Below are 19,015 nucleotides of genomic sequence, written 5' to 3' on the forward strand. Positions count from 1 at the left end.
TGAGCGGATAGGTGGAGGTCGCTGACTTGGGGAAACAGGATTCCGTGGCACCTGCCGGCACCAGACGGGATGATCTTGTGGGCCTCGTAATGTGTGGGTCAAGTGTTCGATCCCCTTAGGCGGCTCCGTTTTTCTGCAGACAGAACTTCACTGACCTGGGGTTTTAGGCTCCGATTGGTCCACGCCAATCGGAGCCTTCTGTCTTCCGGGACCTCGGATGTGTTCAGGTGTGTCCAGCGGTTTTGATCTTCACCAGTTGCCTCTTCTTCGGCGCCTTGGCGTTGGTGGCCCGGGGGACGGTGAGCATGGTCGCCTCGGCCGCCGCGCGGGCCGCCTCGGACAGGACGCTCGTGTAGATGTCGCCCGTGATCTTGATCGACGAGTGCCGCAGCATCGCCGAGATCGTCTTGATGTCTGCGCCGGCGGCGTGCGCGAGGGTCGCGGCACAGTGCCGGAGGTCGTGCAGCCGGATCGGCGGCAGGTCGGCTTCCTCGACCAGGTACGTGAACCGAGTGGACACCCAGCCCGGGTGCAGCCACTCGCCGTTCTCCTGCGTGAAGACTCGGCCGCTCTCGACCCAGGCTTCGCCCCACTTCTCGCGCTGTGCGTTGCGGCGCTTGAGGTGCGCTTCCAGGGCCTTGACGTTGCCCGTGTCCAGGGCGACCTCGGCTGCGCTCTCGTCGGTCTTCGGGTCGTCCTCGACCACCGTCCAGCCGTCCTGGACGAGTTGCTTGAGGACCGAGATGGACTGGGCTTCGAGGTGTAGGTCTTCGAGCCGGAGGCCGCACCCCTCACCGCGTCGCAGGCCCCGGAAGGTGAGCAAGTCCCAGAACGCGTAGAGCGGATCGTCGGCCACGTGGTCGAGGAACTTGCCGGTCTGCTCCGGGGTCCACACCATGACCGGGCTCGGCTTGATGCCGGTCTCGCGCCACTTGGCGACGCGCTCGGGTGTCCAGACCAGCGGTTTGGGCTTCTTGACCGGGTCGAGTTCGACATGGGCTGCCGGGTTGAGGGTGATCAATTCTCGCGGGATCGCGTCGTTGAGCGCCGCTCTGAGCGTTCCTCGGATGCGGGCTCGGGTCGCGGGCCCGGTGATCCGCCGGAAGGGTGGCATGGCGTCGATGGAGTCCTTGAGGGCCTTCCGCTTGGCGCGGTTCTCCAGGCCCTTCCAGGGGATCTCCTTCAGCTCGGCTATTCGCCGACGCCGTTCCGCGTTGTTCTCCAGCACCTCTTCGTTGGCGTCGGCGATGGCCGTGAACATCTCGGAGAGGTGCCGTATGCGGAGGCGGTCCAGGCGGATGTCGCCGATCCGCGGCTTGAGGTGCACGCGAATGTCGCACTCGTATCGGGTGACTGTGCCCTTGCGGACGCGCTTCCCGGCGAGCCACTCGTCGAGGTATTCCCCGACGAACACGTGCTTGGTCAGCGACACCCCGCTCCGCAGTCGCTTGGCCGTCTCCTCGTAGTCGGGGATCGGCGCGCGCTCCTTGGCGATCTTCAGAAGGAGTTCGACGACCTGTTCCATCAGCTCGGGGTCGTCCTTGCCCAGCAGGAGCAGCCCGGAGACCTTGTCGAGGTCGGTCTGTGCCTCCTCCTTCAGCCCGTAGCCCATCCGCCGGAACTTCCGCTGGTTGCCTTCGGCGTCGTCCGGCAGGGCCGTGGCGAGCATCCAGGAGCCGTGCGACTTCTTGCGTCGGTCGGGGCACTTCGCGTTGTACTGCTTGCCGGTCTCAGGGTCCTTACAGCCACAGCGTCGGGTCAGAGAACCGCTCATTGGCCGTTATCACTCATCCTCTCCACATCGTCGATGGTCTCGATGGCGTCGGGTGTGGTCAGCAACTCCAGCCCCCGCATCTCGGTCACGAGAGTGAGCGACTGCGCAGGCGGTCGAACTCCGGCTTCGGTCATCCGGTTGAGCACACCGGCCAGGGCATCCATCTGACCGAGCCGGTCCGACCGCAGGTCCCGGGTCTGCTCGGCGTCGGGTCCGAACCGGTTCAGGCTGAACACGTAGCGGCCGTGGGCGCTGTTGAAGTAGTCGGTCGTCATCTGGAGTTCGCGATACAGCCGAGCGGCGTGTCCGGCTGCAAGGGTCGCTTGCACGCGGGACTTGCCGGTGTCGCCGAGCGAGCGCGTGTCTGCGTAGAGGCGCCCGTCCGCCCCGACCATGCACGGCTCGCCCTCGCCTGTCATCCACTTCCAGACCGTGTGCGGGTGCTGCTCGGGTTGGTCCGGAAGAACCGGGACCGTGTCGCGTTCACCCAACGGCAGGAACAGCAGGAGCGGCGGCACGCCGAGGGCGGTACCGAGAAGCAGTAGCTCCTCGACGGTGACCTCGCGCCGGCGCTTGCCGGTCTTGGGGTCGTTGCGGCCGGTCTCGATGTTCGTGATGGCGGCGTACGTCAGCTCGGGCGCACCGAGCTTGGCGCACTCCGCGGCGAGCTGCTCGCGGGTCATTCCGAGGCGGTTGCGGTGGTGCCGCACCTGGTCGGCGATGACGCTGCTCGGACTGGAGTTCATTTCGACAAGATAGCGCGTTGTGTTGCACCGTGCCAGTGCATGTCGCTAGGTTCGTCGGCGTACAGTCCTTCCTGCACTTCAGGAAGTTCATTTCGACATGCATGGAGATTCTCATGAGCACGTCCGAACGCCGCGTCATGACTCACGCCGAGCTTCTGGCTCTTCCGGTGAGCTTCGACCTGGAGACCGCCAACCGGGCCCTCGGATATGGGCGGACGCACGGCTACGCGCTGGCCAAGTCGGGGCGATACCCGGTGCGGCTTCTGGAGAAGGGGAGCCGGTATCGGGTCACCCGGTACGACCTGTTCGCTCACCTCGGTCTCACCGCCGAGGGTGCGGTCGCGGTCCGGGTCACCGCTGCGAGCCATTGATGGCCGGGCGCGAAAAGACCCCAACCGGTGCGTCAACACCGGCCAGGGTCTGACGGCGCCCCGAGGACTCATTCACGACGAGAACAGCGACTCCGGGGCGATCAGGTTTGCCGCCCTGCCCCGGGGTCGCCCCGAAGGGACACCTGAAATGGATAGTACGTCAGCCGAACAGGCTGAGAAACACCGCATTCCGGTTCATCTCGTACCCGGGGTCGGCGGCGCGAAGCGTGTCGCACCCAGTCTGTTCGCCACCGCGATGGCGTACGCCCATCACGGATGGAAGGTCTTCCCGCTCAAGGGGAAGATCCCGGCGATTCCGAGTGCGCACGGTGCCGGCAGCCCGTGCCGCGGAGAGTGTGGGCAGCACGGGCACGGCTACCACGACGCGACCACCGACCAGCAGACGATTGAGCAGTGGTGGCGCCGCTTCCCCAACGCCAACATCGGTCTTGCCTGCCGCCCGAACGGGCTCGCTGTGGTGGACGTCGACCCTCGCAACGGCGGACGGGTCACGCTGCGCGAGATCGAGCAGAAGCATGGGCCTCTGCCACGCACGCTGACGTCGGTGACCGGCTCGTGCGGACTGCACATCGTCTATGCCGACCCCGGTTGCGCGCTCCCGGGCAAGCTGGGTGCGGGGATCGACGTCAAGGCGAACGGCTACATCGTCGCCCCGCCGTCGTTGCACTCCGATACCGGTCAGCCCTACTGGTGGGCGGGGGATGGGCGGTTCGACCACGAGCTCCAGCCGTGGCCGGACTTCCTGATGCCACCTCAACCGGTGGTCCGCCCGTATCGACCGCGGAACAGGGCGGATGCCTCCGGCTTTGCCAGCCTCACCGGTTTGGTGCGCGTGGTCCTCGAGGCCGTCGAAGGAGAGCGGAACTCCCGTCTCTATTGGGCAGCTCGCCGGGCGGCCGAACACATCGGGGCAGGCAAGTTCTCCGAGGGAGAAGCTGAAGCAGCCCTGCTCGCAGCGGCGCGTGCCATCGGGTTGCCCGACGGTGAGGCCGCGAGGACGATCACCGGCGCCCTCCGCAAGCCGGGGAGGGGGAGGTGAGCACCACCGCCGACCAGGCCGCCGAGATCGTGCGCGAGGCAGGCGTAGTCGAGCCTGAACACGGCATGGAAGAGGACAAGCGGCCGACGCAGGCCGCGCACCTGGTGGCCATCGCCCGTGAGCGGTACCACTTGGTGGCCTCGACGGATGGGCGCCTGTACGGAGTGCCCATCGACGGACCGAACGTGGTGCAGTCCTTGCGCGGCGAAGGGGGCCTGCGAGCACGCCTGGCCAAGCTCTACAACGAGGAGACGAAAGGGTCAGTCCCGTCGCAGGGCGCCTTGGCCTCTGCGGTAACCGTCTTGATGGGCATCGCCCAGTCAGGCGATCCGGTCCCGGTGGGTCTTCGCGTGGCGCGGCACGGGGAGTCGATCGTCATCGACCTCGGCACGGCGGACGGCCGCTGTGTGGTGGTCAAGCCCCGCGAGTGGCGAATCGAGGCGAAGTCTCCGGTCCTCTTTCGCCGATCGGGCCTGACGTCCCCGATGGCCACCCCGGTCAAGTCGCCGGCCGGGCACGGCTTCGATCTGCTCCGGGGACTGCTCAACGTCGATGAGGACGGCTTCCGGACGCTGGTCGCCTGGCTGGTGGCGGCATGCTTCCCGGACATCCCGCATCCGGTGCTGGCTTTCAAAGGGGAGCAGGGCACGGGGAAGTCCACCGCAGCTCGCATGGCGGTCAACCTGGTGGACCCCTCCCCGGCGCCGCTTCGCTCGGCTCCTCGGGACATCAAGCAGTGGGGCGTGACCGCATCCGCGTCATGGACGGTGTGCCTGGACAACATCAGCTCCATTCAGCCGTGGCTGTCCGACACCCTGTGCAAGGCGGTCACCGGGGACGGCGTGGTCGAGCGGGCGTTGTTCACCGACGATGACGTGACGGTCATGTCGTTCCGACGCGTGATCGCGATGACGAGCATCGACGCCGGAGCCCTGGCCGGCGACCTCGCCGAACGCCTGCTGCTGCTCGAACTCCAGCCGGTCCCACCGAAGCTTCGGAAGACGGATGCGGAGGTCAACGAGCGGTACGAGAAGGCCCAACCGGCCATCCTTGGCGCGCTCTTGGATCTCCTGGCCCAAGTCCTGGCCGAGTTGCCAACGGTGCACGTCGAACGCTTGCCGCGGATGGCCGACTTCGCCCGGATCTTGGCAGCGATCGACCGGGTCACCGAGTGGAACACGTTCGACGTGTACATGTCGGCCTCGGTGAACATTGCCGCCGACGCCCTCGACGGCGACCCGTTCGGCCAAGCGGTCAGGGACCTGGCGTACCAGGCCGGAACGTGGACCGGGACGGCTCTTGAGATGCTGCAATGCGTCCCGCCTCCGACCCCGCGCCCACGCAATTGGCCGGTGGACGCCACCCGAGCCGGAGGCAGGATCAAGCGACTTGCTCCGCTCTTGAGGTCGGTCGGCATCACGGTCGACGACACCCGGAAGCAGCCGTCCGGCAACCGGTCGCGTCTGTACACGCTCACGTGCGAGACCCCGCGTAAGTGAGCACCCGCAGCGCCCGTAGCACCCGAAGAGGCTTTTGACCTGTACGAATGCCTGCTGTGATAGCACCCGTGCAGCCTCGGAGCAACCCAGAGCAGCGCCCGCGAACGGCCAAGGCGGGCGCTGCTTCGGGTTCTGGACCCAGGGCTCTCTCTGACTCTGCGCAAGGCGCCGACCTGCGAAGAAACGAGACACAGGGTGCTACGGGCGCTACGGGTGCTGCACGGACGTCGCTCTCGCGATTGGACAGAAGATGATTCGCGGTTTGGAGTCGTTGCGAATCGGAATCTCCGATTCGATAGCCGGCGAAGGGAGCGGCTGATTGGATGAGCCGGTATCGAATCCGGGTTCTGCTCGTTGGACCTGAATCATCCAAAACGGCACCCGTCGTGGACTGTCAGTCGAGTCAACGGCGGCAGGAGGATTCATGAGCGACCGATCACCAATCGAGTGGACAGAAGCCACCTGGAATCCAACAACCGGGTGTGATCGGATCTCTTCTGGGTGTGACCACTGCTATGCCTTGTCGATGGCGCGCCGGCTAAAGATCATGGGCGCTGCCAAGTACCAGACGGATGGTGATCCAAGGACAAGTGGGCCGGGCTTCGGCCTGGCGATCCACCCGGCTTCCTTGGACGTCCCCCGAGGATGGAAGCGACCCCGCATGGTTTTCGTGAATAGCATGTCGGATCTGTTCCATGCGCGTGTTCCCTTGGGATTCATTCGAGACGTTTTCGAAGTGATGACGCAAACTCCGCAGCACACGTACCAGATCTTGACCAAACGATCCCGACGCTTGCGGCAGATGGCTGAAGTGCTGAACTGGCCAAAGAACGTTTGGATCGGGGTGACGGTCGAGAACGTGAAGGCCATGCATCGGATCGAAGATCTACGTCCTGTTCCCGCAGCGGTTCGCTTTCTTTCCTGCGAACCCCTGTTGGGGCCGCTCGGTGGCCTGAACCTGGAGCGCATCGATTGGGTCATCGCCGGAGGCGAGTCCGGCCCCGGGTTCCGGCCAGTTGAGGAAGCTTGGGTTCAAGGCGTCCGTGACGCCTGTTCGGCAGCGGAAGTGCCGTTCTTCTTCAAGCAGTGGGGAGGCCGCAATCCGAAGGCCGGCGGCCGGCAACTCGACGGCGCGGAGTGGAGTCAGATGCCCGAGAAGCATCCGGATCGCGTCGCTGTCGGGTAGCGAGAACTCGCCCATCCCCATGCCTGGTATGTCGCTGATCATGATTCTTATGTGACTATTTCCGGAGTCGCGTCCATTGGCCAGGTGGGCGCTGGGCATGCGGGAGGTCGCATGGCTGTGCCGACGGATGTCACGTGGGATCTTGATCAACATACGGCCGCTAAGCACGACATCATCCGGCGCTACCTTCAAGCCTGGACGCCAATCCTGTTGTCCAGGTGGCCCCGTGTCACATACGTGGACGGCTTCGCCGGACCAGGCGTCTACAACGGCGGAGAACCTGGGTCTCCGGTTGTGGCCTTCCGGGTGTTCTCAGCGGCGCTGTCCAGCCGACCCGGCAAGGCCGTGCAGATGATTCTCATGGACGAGGACTCTCGACGTGTGGCCCGTTTGCGCGAAGAGATGGGGAAGGCTCTTGCTGTTTGGGCGCCAGCGCCAGGCGGTCAGGCGAGAGTGCCCTTGACCTCGTACTACCAAGGCGATTGCGGCGCTGCGCTCCTGCCGGCGTTGGCAAGGGACGTCATCTCACGCAATCCGATCTTCGCTCTACTGGATAGTTTTGGAGGGCCGAACATTCCCTTCAGCCTGGTCCAACGGGTTGCGAACATGCCGTGTGGTGAGGTTCTGGTGACCTTCGGAACGTTTCTCGCCAGGTTCGGCAAGCAGCCTGCGCATCGCGAAAGTGGCGACCGCATGTTCGGCAGCTCCGACTGGCAGGCCGTGAACGATCAACCCGCCAACAGGAAGGCCGGGTTCCTCGTCAACCAGTACCGAGAGGCGCTGAAGCGAGCCGGCTTCAAATTTACCCTGTCCTTCGAAATGGTTGATGAGGGTGGTCGCCCCCTGCACCTGATCTTCGGTACTGGGGACACCCGGGGCGTGGAAAAGATGAAGGAAGCCATGTGGGCGGTCGACCCGGTCTACGGACTTCGCTATCGCGACCAGCGTGACCCGTCGCAGTGCCTCTTGGATTTGCAGATGGAGCCGGACACGTGTGGGTTGCGAAGCCTTCTCCTGACTCGAATCTCCGCTTCTCCGCAGGGGATCACTATCAGTGAACTGAGGGACTACACATTGCTGGAGACGGTGTACAAGCCGACTCAGGTCATCAGGACGGTGCAAGCCATGCGCGACAACGGCCACGTGCTCACCGAACCTAGAAAGATCGCAGCAGCGTCGATCGTTCGCATCGCACCGGTTGACGCGAAGCCGGAACAGGGCCTGCTGTTCGACGTTGGGTGACCGGGCAAAGGCATGTCTTCTGCACATGCGTGTGACCAGTGGCTGCTTCGGGGTTCTGGAGGTCCCTACAGCGCCCGCCTTCCTCAAGGCATGTCTGCACAGGCAAGGGATGCCGGGCGCTGTGGGTGCTGGATTCCGTTCCTCTCTACAACGCCTCTGCGCGTGGGCGCGGGATGCACTGGCCGTGGTCCGGCGTCTCGACATCGAGGTAGGGGGCTCGCAGCTGCGGCCGGACAGAGTTGGGCGGCCGAGGGCCTTTGAGTGGTGTGCCCTTTCATGAGGGCCCGTTGCCCTCACGCAGGCGCGCGTAGGACCCTCTCAAAATGCTCTGAAGGACGCGACGTTGACCTGCGGACTCTCTATGGTCCGCCACATGTCTCGTCGTAAGCCGCGTGTCGGCCGCCCCACGCTCCTGACCCCCGAGGTCGTTGCCCGCCTGGTCCCCGCGCTTCAGAACGGCGTGCCGTTGGAGATCGCGTCACGGTGGGCGGGTGCCGCGCCTTCGACCATGCGGAAGTGGCTCGCGCTCGGGCGGGCCGAAGCCGAGCGGGTGGAGGACGACGGCGGCGAACCGGATCCGCGGTTGGTGCCGCACATGGAGCTGGTGACGTTGGTCGATCACGCCCGGAGCGTGGCCGTCGTACGGGCGGTGCGCCTCATCGGGCGGGCTGCCGAGGGGGAGATCGTCAGTGAGTGGATCCGCACCACCGTTGACGAACACGGCAACCCCATCACCGAGACGAAGCAGGTCAAGCGGCCCGGCGACTGGAAGGCCGCTGCGTGGTTGCTGGTGCGGATCTCTCCTGACGAGTTCGCGGTCAACCGTCTACGTGAGCGACAGGCGGAGCAGGCTGCTGTTGCGCAGCCGGGTTCTGGTGTGGACGTTACGGCCCTGGCCGAGCGGGTTACCCGGAACATGCAGAGAGCACACCAAGAGCAGCTTGCGTTGAAGCAGCGCGTTGAGGCGTCCACGGGTTCGTGACGCTGGCCGGTGCCGACCGTGGGACCGGTGTGTCGGGTGCGGTCCTACGGTCCCACGGTTGGGCCAGCGTCCTGCGGGGGATCGCTGCCTCGCCGAGTGTGCGAACATGCTGGTCAGAGGGGTATAACTTCGGGGGCTCGGGCGCCTGCGGACAGGTCTGGACGCAAGGTGGTGGAACCGGACACGCGCGCGCGTGCGCGCGTTGGACGGTCCCATTGGTCCCACGTAGATTTCATGGCCCCACTGCCATCAGTACTTGTCGGGGCGTTCAGCGGCACGAAATCGCGGTGCACTCTCGGACTCGTTGCTGCTCGCGTTTTTCTGACGTTCGGATCAAGGGCGAGTCGCGATGATTGCTTCCGTGCGAATGAGTTCTTCGAACCGGTCGTCGGGCTGGAAGGCGGAAAGTTCGCGCCGCAGTTCCGCCTCGAACGCTTCGCGGGTGTCGCCGAGTTGGGCGTGGCTGCTGTAGCTGAGGCTGTACTGGTAGCCCACGACCTCGTCGATGGTGCGCACGAGGGTGCGATCCCAGCGGGCGGTTTCGATGTCGGAGAACGCGGAGCGGGCGAGCACGTCCTGGTGGCGTTCCTTGGGGTGGGAGTAGGTGCTGGTGCCAGCGCGGCGTTCAGGGCCCAGGTAGCGGGTGCGGACGTCCGCGACGACGGCTTGCCAGTCGGGTGGGTCGATGTCGCCGGGTGCTCCGCCGGAGGCCAGGATGACCGCGCCTTCGGGCTCGATCAGCACGTCCAGGTCGCGTAGCACTTGGTCGCGGTCCATCCAGTGGAAGGCCGCGCCCATGGTGACCAGGCGGAGCGGATCGAGGTCCATGTCGGGCAGGGTGGTGGAGTCGCCTTGGCGCCAGTCGATGTTGTCGATGTCGCGTTCGGTGGCGAGTCGGCGGGCCTCGACGAGCATGCCGGGCTCGGGGTCGATCGCGATCACTTGTCCGACGTGGGGCGCGAGTTCGAGGGCGATGATGCCGGTTCCGGTGCCCAGGTCGAGGACGCGTTCGGTGCCGGTCAGGGCGAAGCGGTCGACGAGCAGTTCGTACATGGCGGGGTCGTATCCGGGACGATAGCGGGCGTAGAACGGGGCGGTGGAGGCGAACAGTTCGTCGGGCCTGTACGTCATGCCGGGGCCTTTCGTTGAGCCTGGGTGGGGTTGGCCTCCTGTGCAACGACCGCGACCTGCTCACGGTGTTCCAGCCATCGCGTGAGTGGTCGAGCGCCTGCTCCCTTGGCGAGTGAGCCGTCCGGATCGCGGTCCGCGGCTCCCAGGAGTTGGCGTTCGACGTCGGTCAGGTCGGCTCGGCGCAGGAGTTCGGCAGCAGGATCGTCCACCGGAGCGAGCCAGCGGTAGCCGTACTGCATCATCACGGCCAGGCGCGGGCTGCCGGAGGTGTTCAGCCCTCCGGCGTGCCACGTGCGGTTCTCGAAGAGGACGACGTCGTACGGGCCGATGGGGGGGACGACTGCATCCGGTGGGTTGATGGAGCCGACGGGGACCTGCACTTCGTCGGTACGAAGATGGCTGCCGGGGACAAACATCGTGACGCCGGCGGTCGGGGTGGGATCGGTCAAGAAGTAGGCGGCCTTGATGGCCAGGCGGGGGATGGAGGCCGAGCCGAGGTCGCGGCTGACCCCGTACATGTCGCGGTGCCAGCCCGGGCGCTCCGGGGTACGGATCGTGCGGGGACCGTCGGGCGGGATCGAGGGGAGCGCGATCAGGTGGCTCGACAGCAGGTGCAGGTTGGGGCCGAGAAGCGTGGCCACGACGGTGAGCACGGTGGGCTCGGCGACCAGGGGCAGGAACGCGCTGTCCAACGTGACCACGCCGCGGAATCCGTCTTTGCCGTCGGCGCCCCGGTCGCGGCCGGCGGTGATTGCAGAGGCGAGGAGCCGATCGGCCGCGTGCCGGAGCATGTCGCGGCGGTCTTTGGTCAGGATGTTGCGCAGGACGGCGAACCCATCGCGAGAGAAGGATTCGACCACGGTTGGGTCGCAGGTCGGCAGTGGCGTGGGCGTCACGACCTGGCCTCCTCGATCAGTTCGGTTGCGGTGGTGGCCAGTGCTTCGGCAGACATTCCGCAGTGGGTCAGGAGGTCTTGCGGTGTTGTCGGGCGGCCGGGATCCCGGTAGCCGACGACGTGGAAGCGGTTGGCCTCACTCCGACTTGCCAGCAGCGCGTGAACTGCGGGTCGGTACGTGGGTACGGCCAGGAGGACCGGACACCGAGTTCCGAAGAGGCGAGCGAATGGCTCGTTGGCGAGCGCGTACGGACGGTCCGCAGGATCACCGAGGACTGTCAGGTCGTTGACGTGTACGTACTGGAGGACGGTTCGAGGGTGGGTGCGGCGCAGATACCGGGCGGCATGCGTGAGGTTGCGGGCGGGCACGTCGCCGGCGGAGGCGAGCACGATGTCGGGTGGGCCCGTTCCGTTGCCCATGTGTGGCCACACCGCCGCGCCGTGGATGAGTTCGTCGCGGAAGGTGTCGGGGGCGAAGCCGGGTCCGGGGTGCTTGTCGGTGATCAGGAGGTTGACGCGGTCGCGGCTGGCGAGCATCGCGGACAAGTTGGCGGCGGCGCGGGACGAGTCGGCCGGAGTGTAGACGTGCACGAAGCCGTCTTCGAGTTCGAGCATGGCCGAGGCCAGGCCGGGGTTCTGGTGCGTGTACGAGTTGGACCAACCCAGGGACGTGATGAGGTAGTTGATGCTCGGGAGCCCGACGTCCCCCGTGCGGTAGCGCAGGAGCCGGTGCTTCAGGTGCTGCGTCAGCAGGCTCGTGTTGAGCGGTGCGAACGCCTCGTAGGTGGCGAGGAGCGCATCGCGGCCGGTCTCGGTATAGCCCTGGAGCCACGCGTGGCACAGCTCCTCATTGAGCACCTCGACCGCCCAAGGCGGAAGCGGCGAGGGCTTGTCGGTGAGCCGCAGCCGGTTGGACGCGATCTCGTCCGGGCTGAATAGGCGAAACCCGGGATGCGCGGCTCGCGCCCGGATGACCGCCGAGACCCCGGGCACCGCTTGGCCGTGGACGCCTTGCGGCGGAGGCGCCACCGAAGGGCCAGGGGTCGGTTGCGCGCCGGGCAGTGCCTGACGGACGAGGGCGACGGGGCGGCCGTGAGCGTTGAGCAGCTCGGTTGGTCCGTACGAAGCGAGCCAACGGGCGAGAGCCTCGAACTCTGCCGTGTTCGTCATCGGGTCGCACAGCGGCGTCTTGTGGACAGCCGGCGTACCGGCTATCTGTCGCCCTGACACCTCGTCGGGTCCCGTCGCACCCTTGGGCATCGTGAGTACCACGACCGGTGGGTGCCCCGTCTCGCCGAGCGGTCGAAGCAGCCCGAAGGCGTGCGCCAGCACCTCACGAAAGCCTCGAATGTCGCTTCCGTCGTGGATAAATGGGAAGTAGCCGAGACCTGCGAAGTATTCGTGAATCTCGTCCGGGGTCAATCCGGCCAGCAACGACGGGCCACCCATCCGCAGACCGTTGGCCAGGACGACCGGGAGTACTGCGCCATGTTCACCGGTCCCAAGTAGCGCCCGACGGCCGAGCCAGGCAGCCGCAGTGAGGCCGGTTTCGAGTTCACCGTCTCCGATGAGCGGCACGACCAGGCGGCGAGGTGCGTCGAGCGCCATGCCCTGTGCGATCGGCAGCGCCGGGCCGAGCTGTCCACCAGTGTGGCGAACCCCCGGGACGAGCGGGGTGATCTCGCCGCCGAAGCGGGTCGGATGCGGAAACCCGGAGAGGAGCGCCAGCAGTTCCGCCATCGACCAGCCCGGCCCGTGTGAGGTGAGGTTGAGCGTATTGTTCAGATACGCGTTGGCCAGTGCGGAAGGCCCAGCGTGGCCCGCGCCGTGCAGGACGAGGACCTCGGAGCTGCCCGGGGATCGCGCGATGAGCGGTCCGAGTGCCGCCAGCACGAGGTTGACCGGCGGGCACACGCCCCAGTGTCCACGCGGAACGGCCTTGAGGTGCTCTGACCGGAGGGGCTCGGCGAGGCGGGGGTTGGCGGCGAGGTAGAGCTGCGCTGCGCAAAGGTAGTTCAGGGTCCGCCAATACGCCTCGATCGAGGCGTCCTCGACGGCATCGGATGCCTCTCGCGCGCACGTTCCCCAGTCGGGGAAGTCTGGGGCGACCCGCTTCGGGACGGTTGTGGTCAACGTGGCCTCCGAGCGCGGACGGCTTCGACAGCAGCAGCGATGCGGGCGCAGCGAATGTCCGCGTCCGCGGATTCGCGAATGAGGTGGAGCATCTGGGCCTGCTCGTGAGGCGGCAAGCTCGACCAGTCGAGGTCCGTTTCAGCCATGCGCGCGATGAGGTCCAACGGCATGCGTTGCTGGCTGCCATCGCGCATGGGGTGTAGGACCAGCGCCACCCCAGTGGCGTCGTCGTCGCGAAGGAAGGGCAGCGCGGCCTGCCCGTCGAGGGACACCACGACTTCCGTCGTCGGATCGAACCCGACACGGGTGACCCGGAAGCGCCGTCCTCGTAGGCCCTCTGGCCCGTTGCAGGGCAGGAGTAACGCTGGCGGGCGTCGGTCTGCGGCCGGGCGGGCGATCACGTGCAAGGTCTCGCCCCGCTCGGGCAGCGACAGCAAGGTGCGGGAGGTGGGGTGGTGCCATCCGGTTGGTGGTTCCGCGACCGCGACGGTGCCGCCACCGAGGCCCGTATCGGTGCGGCGGGCGGCCTTGTAGGCGAAGAGGCAGCGGTCGACTCCGCCGAGCAAGGAGTCGGTGAACGTGTGCTTCCAGCCGTTGCCGTTCCGGTCGGGCGGCAGGTGTTCCTTGCCTGCGACGGTCAGCGCGAACGAGACGGGTGTTGGTAAAGCCGCTGCAAGGCGGTCCCGGAGGACGCCGATAGCGCGGTGGAAGGCGTCAGGGTTCTCGATCGCGGCGGCGATGATCACCTCGTCGCCCCCGAAGGTCGCAACGCATGCGGCCTCCCACGTCTGCTCGGCGAACCACTCACGGGACACGGCGCCCAGACGCGCCATCACGCGGTTGCCGGCGAGGTGCCCGTAGCAGGCCGGGTCCGATGCGTTCGTGGTCTCGACGTGCTCCTTCAGGCCATCCACGTCGCCGATCGCGAGCGCGACCAAGCCACCCGCGACGAGGACCGCCGCCAACTCCCGGGGGATGTTGGAGTGGAAGTCGGGGAACGCGACAAGACCGGTCAGCGGGTCCTCGCGGCTGTCGGCGCACCAGGTGCGCAGTGGCAGACGCGAGGGGTCGAACAGGGGGACCGAGCTGGTCAGGGGAATGCGCGTGCTCTTGGTGCTCGGGTCCATGGCGGACCTCCCCAGGCGAGTCAGGCGTGCGTGGGCAAGAGATGTACGAGAGTGGTCAGGGACCGGAGCCGGGGCACGTGGCGCGGGATCGCGGGCGCGTCGGTGTTCCCTGATCGGTGGACGTAGGCCGCGTGCCACCCTGCGGCCAAGGCCCCGGCGACATCCGCGCGGGCCGAGTCGCCGACGTGAAGCAGCCGGGGCGGAGCCAGTCCGGAGGCGCGTTCGACAATGACGAACGCCTCGCGCTCCGGTTTGCATGCGCCGGTCTCCGCTGAAGCGAAAACGTCGTCCAGAAGAGCCTGGAAGGCCGGCGATTCATCCGGGATGGACGATCCGAGGGCGTTGGTCATCCCGTACAGGGCGAACCCGCGCACTCGAAGCAGGTCCAGGACCGGGACGACGTCCTCGAACAGTTCTGGAGTGGCGGCCCGTTGTCGAGCGCCTTCGAGCACCTGCACCAGTGGCCCGATCAGGGCGCGGCGGCCGAAGCGAAAGGCGATCTCGGCGGCCAAGTCGCTGGGGCTAACCAGGCGGCGCTTGGCGATCTCGCCCATCAGGGCGCGAGCGTCGTCGAGGGTGATACCGAGGACGTCCGCGATCTGACCGGTCGTGGGGCGAGTATCCGGGCGCACGAGGGTTCCGCCGAAGTCGAAACTCACCGCCGCGACGTCGGCGAACGCGCCGGTGTGCCTGGTTCCGGCTCCTGCTTTCGCGGTGACGGGAAGGGAGGTCACGCGGTCACCTCGACTCGAGGCTTGTCCTCGTCGAGGACGAACGACCCGGTCAAGCCGGGGGCTTGCGGTACCTCGATCCATCCGTCCATGACGCTCAACGGGCGGGCGTAGACCTGCTGGCGCAGCGGCTCGACCGTCAGGTGGTACTCGACCGCCGGGACCTTGTCGCGGCAGCACGCGCCGGCCAGGGCGACCGCGGCTGCGAGATGGGCGCCGTGTGTGAAAGAGCGCAGGCCCAGATCGGCGGCCAGTTCCACGGTGTGCAGCGATCGGGCCAATCCGCCGGACCAACCGGGGTCGGTCTGCCAGACGTCGACTCCGCCTTGGCTCAGCAGCCGTACCTGCTCCGCCGGGTCCACCGCGTGCTCGCCGGCGGCGAAAGGCACGCCGCTGTCGGAGGCGCGTAACCGGTGCCAGGTCCACGACGTGGGTGGCGCAAGTTCCTCGACCCATTCGATGCCCAGGTCCGCGAGGACGGGCAGCAGCCGCATCGCTTCGTCCGCATGACAGCGCCCGGCCGCGTCGATCATGAAGCGATCCCCGGCGGCTGCCTCGCGCAGGCGGGCGTACGTGCGCTCGACCGCCTTGGGGCCGGCGGTGATGAGGCTCTTCGGGAGCGGCCACTTCTGCCCCCAGAAGCCACCCGCTTTGATCGCAGCGGCTGCGGATGGTGCGTCAGGGTGTTCCGGGTCGAGTGCGAGGGCCGAGGCGTAGGCGGGCACACAGGGCCGCACCATGCCGCCGAGAAGTTTGGTCACCGGGCGACCGCCGACTTTCGAGGCCAAGTCCCAGCAGGCGAGTTCGATGGTCGAGGCTGCGATGCGGGCGTGTGCGCCGTGGTGGTGACGCCCGGTCGTCGGCCGATACGGCAGTTGTCGGGGTTGCGCCGCGTCAAGACCGATGAGTCCGGAGGCGTGGTCGTCGAGGATGAGGTGCATGCCGACCTCGCTGACGGGCCCGGCCCAGCCGGAGTGTTCGTCGGCAACCAGTTCGAGCGCGAAGCGCGTGTGGTGCTCGGCCCAGCGCGGCCCGGCCGGTTCGGTGGCGACCGCGGCGACCTCGGGCGCGAGTCCCGCAGGAAGGCCGACCGGCTGAGGCGGCAGGCTCCATGCACGCACGCGGCGGACGACAGACGTGGTGAACGAGGCGCCCTGTTCGGGTCCGTGGGTTCGGGTCGCCATGTCAGATCCTCGGCCCGACGAGTTCTTCGCCGGCGAAGGTGAAGCACCAGGGGCTGCGGTAGTTCTGCCACCAGCGCGGGCGAAGGTCGGTCTCGGCGAACAGTTCCTCGACGCTGCGGCGCATCGTCAGGTGCCACTCGATCGAGTCGGAGCCCTTCGCGCGATAGACGTCCATGAACGGGTTGTGCGCCTGATAGGTCTGGAAGCGCGGGAACGTCGTGGTGACCGGCACGAAGTCGCGCAGGTGCTCGACGGCGGGCTCGATCTCGTCCAAGCCCACGATGTAGGTGAAGTCCGTGGTGATGCCGCGCTCCTTGGCTGCACCCAGGACGCGCACCATGTCGGGCGCGGACAAGCGGGCCTTGGACTCCTTGAGAATCAGCGGCCGACGGGTGAAGCACTCCGCAGTGAGGGTGAGGTGGAAGTCCCCGAGAGCGGCGGCGGCATCCAGGCCCTCGTCCGTCGCGATGACGGACGACAGGAAGTGCAGGGTGCCGGCACACCCGTTGTCGACCATGGCCCCACGTACCTCGGTGAGGTGCTCGATGGCGAGCCGCTCGTACAGGAAGCACCCCGTGCACACGGTCACCGTGTCCACGGCGGCCAAGTCGTCGAGCCCGGATTCGGTGGCGAGGGCGCCGAGGTAGCCGGTCAGGTCAAGGGCCCGGATGGTCGGATCCGAGGCACCCTCAAGGGTGTTGGGGCAGAACACGCAGCCGGTGCACTGTGAACGGGCATTAGAGTTGAGCGTGAGCATGCGGTGCCCATTGCGCCAGTAGCCGAGTACGGCGTCGTCGTCCTCGATCCCTTCGACCTCGCCGACCTTGACGCCGTGCAGGCACAATTCGGTCTCGTCGATCTCGAAGGGGGAGTCCTCGCGCCCCAGCGACAGAATCAAGAACAGCGGCTCCTCGGGCCGCGACGTCAGCCGGAGCCTGAAGCGCATGCGCGGCTTGTCGAGGGGCGACCTGGCCCCGCAGGCGTTGAGCGCGATCAGCATCACGTCCTCGGTGTTGATCCGCCACTGGTGGGCCACCTCGTCGAGGTGGCGGAGCGAAGTGAGCATCTCGTGGTCCTTTCGCACGGAAGGCAGGGCACGGCGTAGCGGCGCGAACCCCCTGTGGTGGAGCGATGCGCCGAGATGGTGCGAGTGCGGGTCCTTCAGGCGCCAGGTGCGGTCAGAGGCAGGCGGACAACGATCTCCTTGCCGCCGGTGGTGTCGTCGGCCGCGACCCAGTGGGTGCCGCCGAGTCCCTCGACGAGACCGCGGATAAGGAGCAGGCCCCGGCCACCGTTGGGATGGGCGACCAGCAGCGCGCGGGGTCGGAACGGATGAGCGTCGGCCACGCCCACGACGAGGGCCTCGGCGTCGAGTTCGAGGCGCACGGTGGCGTTCGGCGAGATCAGGGCCGCGTGGCGCGCGACGTTGGTGACGAGTTCCGTGACCACCAAGTAGGCGGCGTCGACGACTTCGCCGTGCACGGCCCACTGGTCGAGCACCTTCGCCGTCTCGTGGCGAGCCCAGGGGACGCGCTCGGGCGTGGCGACCACCTGGAAGATGTGGCTTGTAGTGGTCGTCATGGCCGTCTGCCTCTCCGGGGCCCGTTGCGATCTGATTACAGACCGTAGGGAAGGGCGGGCAGAGAGGTGTTCACTGTGGTGAACCCTGCGAATCGGCTTGTTTCGGATGAATCGGCTCAGGTTATGAAGCGAGCCCCATGCGGTGGGCGAGACCCCGCAGGTCGCGCGCGGCGTGAGCGGGGAGTTGGCGGCCCATCAGGTCGGCGACGGCTTCGCGGACCAGCACGTTCGCGTGGACGCGCTGAGGGGCGATCCGTTCGGCCGTCAGGAGTTCGCCCACCGCGTCCGCACTGCGACCGCGCAGGTGGGACAGCGAACGGCCGAGGTCGCTGTGGAATGCGGCCTGTCGCCCCGGCGCCGCGAGCACCTGCGGCGTGACGGCTCCGCCGGCGGACACCGCTTGACCGTGGCGTCCGAGGTCGGTGTTGAGGCTGACCTGGTGGATGCCGACGTTGGTCGGCCCGAAGTTGAGGTGCCACGCCTTCGTCTCACCGGTGCGTGCGGCCAGATCCGCAGCCTCGGCCAAGTGCGCCTGGACCTCTCGGGTCTGGTCGCGGCCGGAGCGTTTCGTGTCCTGTGTCAGGCAGGTAGCGCGAATCAGGTGCAGTTCTCCCAGTAAGGCGTGCCCATCGGCTCCGGACAGATGGCGCTCCACCTCGTCGGCCGCCCGCGTTGCGCGTGTCAGAGCCTGATCCGGACTCCCGGCGGCCATCAGAACGTGGGTGTGGAAGAAGCCCGACAACGCGTGATAGACGGGGTCGTCGAGCTGCTCGATCGCATCGGCTGCCCGCGTCACCGCGATGAACGCCAGGTCGGTGTACCCCAGAGTCTTCAACAGCAGCGTGCAGGCCGGGTGGTAGGTATCGGCGAGGAGTCTCAGGAGGCCGGGCCGATGACCACCGTCGGCGGCTTCCGCTGCGGCGTGCAGGTCGCCGAGAAGTGCCGGCAGGAGCTGGGCCAGGACGTCGTACTCACACGCGTGGTACATCCGGTTCGCCTCAACCACACGCGCCGCCAGGAGCCTCGTCGGCGATGCGGGACGATCGGGCGGGGCAGCGAGATGAACTCCCAGGAGCGCAAGCCGCAGCGTCGGAATCGCCTCGTGGGCGCTGGTGGCGCTGGGATCGACGGGCGCGAACGGCTGCCCGGTCAACTCCGCGGGGGCAACCTGGAGCGCGGAGGCGAGCGCGAGGACGTGGCCGGTGCGCTCCAGCTTGCGCTGCCCGTTCTCCAACATCGACAACATGCCGATCGAGATGCCAGCAAGCCCGGCCAACGTCCGTAGGGACAGTCCACGTTGAAGTCGCACGGCCTTCAACCGCTTGCCAACCTGCTGCGGCGACCCGTCGTTCATCGCGCCCCCTGAGTTGTGG

General features: G+C 67.2%; 17 protein-coding genes. 6 read left to right on the forward strand and 11 right to left on the reverse strand.

Annotation, left to right across the window (positions count from 1 at the left end):
• Nucleotides 1-223 precede the first annotated feature (223 nt).
• Together ACZOOI_RS15810 and ACZOOI_RS15815 are read right to left on the reverse strand one after the other, a co-directional pair.
• On the reverse strand, nucleotides 224-1,774 hold the full coding sequence (locus tag ACZOOI_RS15810; protein ID WP_465276473.1) for a site-specific integrase: 1,551 nt from the start codon (nucleotides 1,772-1,774) through the stop codon (nucleotides 224-226).
• Nucleotides 1,771-2,520 carry a helix-turn-helix domain-containing protein gene (locus tag ACZOOI_RS15815; RefSeq protein ID WP_465276474.1) on the reverse strand — a complete coding sequence of 250 codons (750 nt, stop codon included), beginning with the start codon at nucleotides 2,518-2,520 and terminating at the stop codon, nucleotides 1,771-1,773. The genes ACZOOI_RS15810 and ACZOOI_RS15815 overlap by 4 nt, the downstream gene beginning before the upstream one ends.
• 113 nt (nucleotides 2,521-2,633) lie before the next feature.
• Here ACZOOI_RS15815 and ACZOOI_RS15820 point away from each other — a divergent pair, with 113 nt between their 5' ends.
• The 6 genes from ACZOOI_RS15820 (at nucleotide 2,634) to ACZOOI_RS15845 (ending at nucleotide 8,860) form a co-directional block, all read left to right on the forward strand.
• The gene (locus tag ACZOOI_RS15820; protein ID WP_465276475.1) at nucleotides 2,634-2,891 is read left to right on the forward strand and encodes a hypothetical protein; all 258 of its coding nucleotides are present in this window, start codon (nucleotides 2,634-2,636) and stop codon (nucleotides 2,889-2,891) included.
• A 148-nt stretch (nucleotides 2,892-3,039) separates the two neighbouring features.
• A complete protein-coding gene (locus ACZOOI_RS15825) occupies nucleotides 3,040-3,951 on the forward strand; it encodes a bifunctional DNA primase/polymerase (protein ID WP_465276476.1) in 912 nt (303 codons plus the stop codon).
• On the forward strand, nucleotides 3,948-5,450 hold the full coding sequence (locus ACZOOI_RS15830; RefSeq protein ID WP_465276477.1) for an ATP-binding protein: 1,503 nt from the start codon (nucleotides 3,948-3,950) through the stop codon (nucleotides 5,448-5,450). The genes ACZOOI_RS15825 and ACZOOI_RS15830 overlap by 4 nt, the downstream gene beginning before the upstream one ends.
• A gap of 424 nt (nucleotides 5,451-5,874) precedes the next feature.
• The gene (locus ACZOOI_RS15835) at nucleotides 5,875-6,636 is read left to right on the forward strand and encodes a DUF5131 family protein (RefSeq protein ID WP_465276478.1); all 762 of its coding nucleotides are present in this window, start codon (nucleotides 5,875-5,877) and stop codon (nucleotides 6,634-6,636) included.
• 111 nt (nucleotides 6,637-6,747) lie between these two features.
• Entirely contained in the window at nucleotides 6,748-7,878 is a 1,131-nt protein-coding gene (locus ACZOOI_RS15840) for a three-Cys-motif partner protein TcmP (protein WP_465276479.1), read from the forward strand.
• Nucleotides 7,879-8,386: 508 nt separating this feature from the next.
• Nucleotides 8,387-8,860 (forward strand): hypothetical protein, encoded by a 474-nt coding sequence (locus ACZOOI_RS15845; RefSeq protein WP_465276480.1) that lies wholly within the window; start codon nucleotides 8,387-8,389, stop codon nucleotides 8,858-8,860.
• A gap of 333 nt (nucleotides 8,861-9,193) precedes the next feature.
• Here ACZOOI_RS15845 and ACZOOI_RS15850 read toward each other — a convergent pair whose 3' ends face one another.
• The 9 genes from ACZOOI_RS15850 to ACZOOI_RS15890 form a co-directional block, all read right to left on the reverse strand.
• Entirely contained in the window at nucleotides 9,194-9,991 is a 798-nt protein-coding gene (locus ACZOOI_RS15850; protein ID WP_465276481.1) for a class I SAM-dependent methyltransferase, read from the reverse strand.
• The gene (locus ACZOOI_RS15855) at nucleotides 9,988-10,887 is read right to left on the reverse strand and encodes a phytanoyl-CoA dioxygenase family protein (protein WP_465276482.1); all 900 of its coding nucleotides are present in this window, start codon (nucleotides 10,885-10,887) and stop codon (nucleotides 9,988-9,990) included. The genes ACZOOI_RS15850 and ACZOOI_RS15855 overlap by 4 nt, the downstream gene beginning before the upstream one ends.
• Nucleotides 10,884-13,019 (reverse strand): phosphoketolase family protein, encoded by a 2,136-nt coding sequence (locus tag ACZOOI_RS15860; RefSeq protein WP_465276483.1) that lies wholly within the window; start codon nucleotides 13,017-13,019, stop codon nucleotides 10,884-10,886. Before ACZOOI_RS15860 ends, ACZOOI_RS15855 begins: the two co-directional genes overlap by 4 nt.
• Nucleotides 13,016-14,146 (reverse strand): nucleotidyl cyclase domain-containing protein, encoded by a 1,131-nt coding sequence (locus ACZOOI_RS15865; RefSeq protein ID WP_465276484.1) that lies wholly within the window; start codon nucleotides 14,144-14,146, stop codon nucleotides 13,016-13,018. The genes ACZOOI_RS15860 and ACZOOI_RS15865 overlap by 4 nt, the downstream gene beginning before the upstream one ends.
• A 20-nt stretch (nucleotides 14,147-14,166) precedes the next feature.
• On the reverse strand, nucleotides 14,167-14,880 hold the full coding sequence (locus ACZOOI_RS15870; RefSeq protein ID WP_465276485.1) for an HAD family hydrolase: 714 nt from the start codon (nucleotides 14,878-14,880) through the stop codon (nucleotides 14,167-14,169).
• Complete coding sequence (locus ACZOOI_RS15875) at nucleotides 14,877-16,061, reverse strand: enolase C-terminal domain-like protein (RefSeq protein WP_465276486.1); 1,185 nt, start codon at nucleotides 16,059-16,061, stop codon at nucleotides 14,877-14,879. Before ACZOOI_RS15875 ends, ACZOOI_RS15870 begins: the two co-directional genes overlap by 4 nt.
• Before the next feature lies 1 nt (nucleotide 16,062).
• Nucleotides 16,063-17,127, reverse strand: coding sequence for a radical SAM protein (locus ACZOOI_RS15880; protein WP_465276487.1), 1,065 nt, complete (start codon nucleotides 17,125-17,127; stop codon nucleotides 16,063-16,065).
• A 95-nt stretch (nucleotides 17,128-17,222) separates the two neighbouring features.
• Nucleotides 17,223-17,642 (reverse strand): ATP-binding protein, encoded by a 420-nt coding sequence (locus ACZOOI_RS15885; protein ID WP_465276488.1) that lies wholly within the window; start codon nucleotides 17,640-17,642, stop codon nucleotides 17,223-17,225.
• Nucleotides 17,643-17,763: 121 nt separating this feature from the next.
• Nucleotides 17,764-18,996 (reverse strand): helix-turn-helix domain-containing protein, encoded by a 1,233-nt coding sequence (locus ACZOOI_RS15890; RefSeq protein ID WP_465276489.1) that lies wholly within the window; start codon nucleotides 18,994-18,996, stop codon nucleotides 17,764-17,766.
• Nucleotides 18,997-19,015: the final 19 nt, after the last annotated feature.

This window comes from Embleya sp. L77, from assembly GCF_055557415.1.

Bases quoted from the DNA above. Each gene is read 5' to 3' on its own strand.
- ACZOOI_RS15810 (WP_465276473.1), bottom strand. From the start codon at position 1,774: ATGAGCGGTTCTCTGACCCGACGCTGTGGCTGTAAGGACCCTGAGACC.
- ACZOOI_RS15815 (WP_465276474.1), bottom strand. From the start codon at position 2,520: ATGAACTCCAGTCCGAGCAGCGTCATCGCCGACCAGGTGCGGCACCAC.
- ACZOOI_RS15820 (WP_465276475.1), top strand. From the start codon at position 2,634: ATGAGCACGTCCGAACGCCGCGTCATGACTCACGCCGAGCTTCTGGCT.
- ACZOOI_RS15825 (WP_465276476.1), top strand. From the start codon at position 3,040: ATGGATAGTACGTCAGCCGAACAGGCTGAGAAACACCGCATTCCGGTT.
- ACZOOI_RS15835 (WP_465276478.1), top strand. From the start codon at position 5,875: ATGAGCGACCGATCACCAATCGAGTGGACAGAAGCCACCTGGAATCCA.
- ACZOOI_RS15840 (WP_465276479.1), top strand. From the start codon at position 6,748: ATGGCTGTGCCGACGGATGTCACGTGGGATCTTGATCAACATACGGCC.
- ACZOOI_RS15845 (WP_465276480.1), top strand. From the start codon at position 8,387: ATGCGGAAGTGGCTCGCGCTCGGGCGGGCCGAAGCCGAGCGGGTGGAG.
- ACZOOI_RS15850 (WP_465276481.1), bottom strand. From the start codon at position 9,991: ATGACGTACAGGCCCGACGAACTGTTCGCCTCCACCGCCCCGTTCTAC.
- ACZOOI_RS15865 (WP_465276484.1), bottom strand. From the start codon at position 14,146: ATGGACCCGAGCACCAAGAGCACGCGCATTCCCCTGACCAGCTCGGTC.
- ACZOOI_RS15875 (WP_465276486.1), bottom strand. From the start codon at position 16,061: ATGGCGACCCGAACCCACGGACCCGAACAGGGCGCCTCGTTCACCACG.
- ACZOOI_RS15880 (WP_465276487.1), bottom strand. From the start codon at position 17,127: ATGCTCACTTCGCTCCGCCACCTCGACGAGGTGGCCCACCAGTGGCGG.
- ACZOOI_RS15885 (WP_465276488.1), bottom strand. From the start codon at position 17,642: ATGACGACCACTACAAGCCACATCTTCCAGGTGGTCGCCACGCCCGAG.
- ACZOOI_RS15890 (WP_465276489.1), bottom strand. From the start codon at position 18,996: ATGAACGACGGGTCGCCGCAGCAGGTTGGCAAGCGGTTGAAGGCCGTG.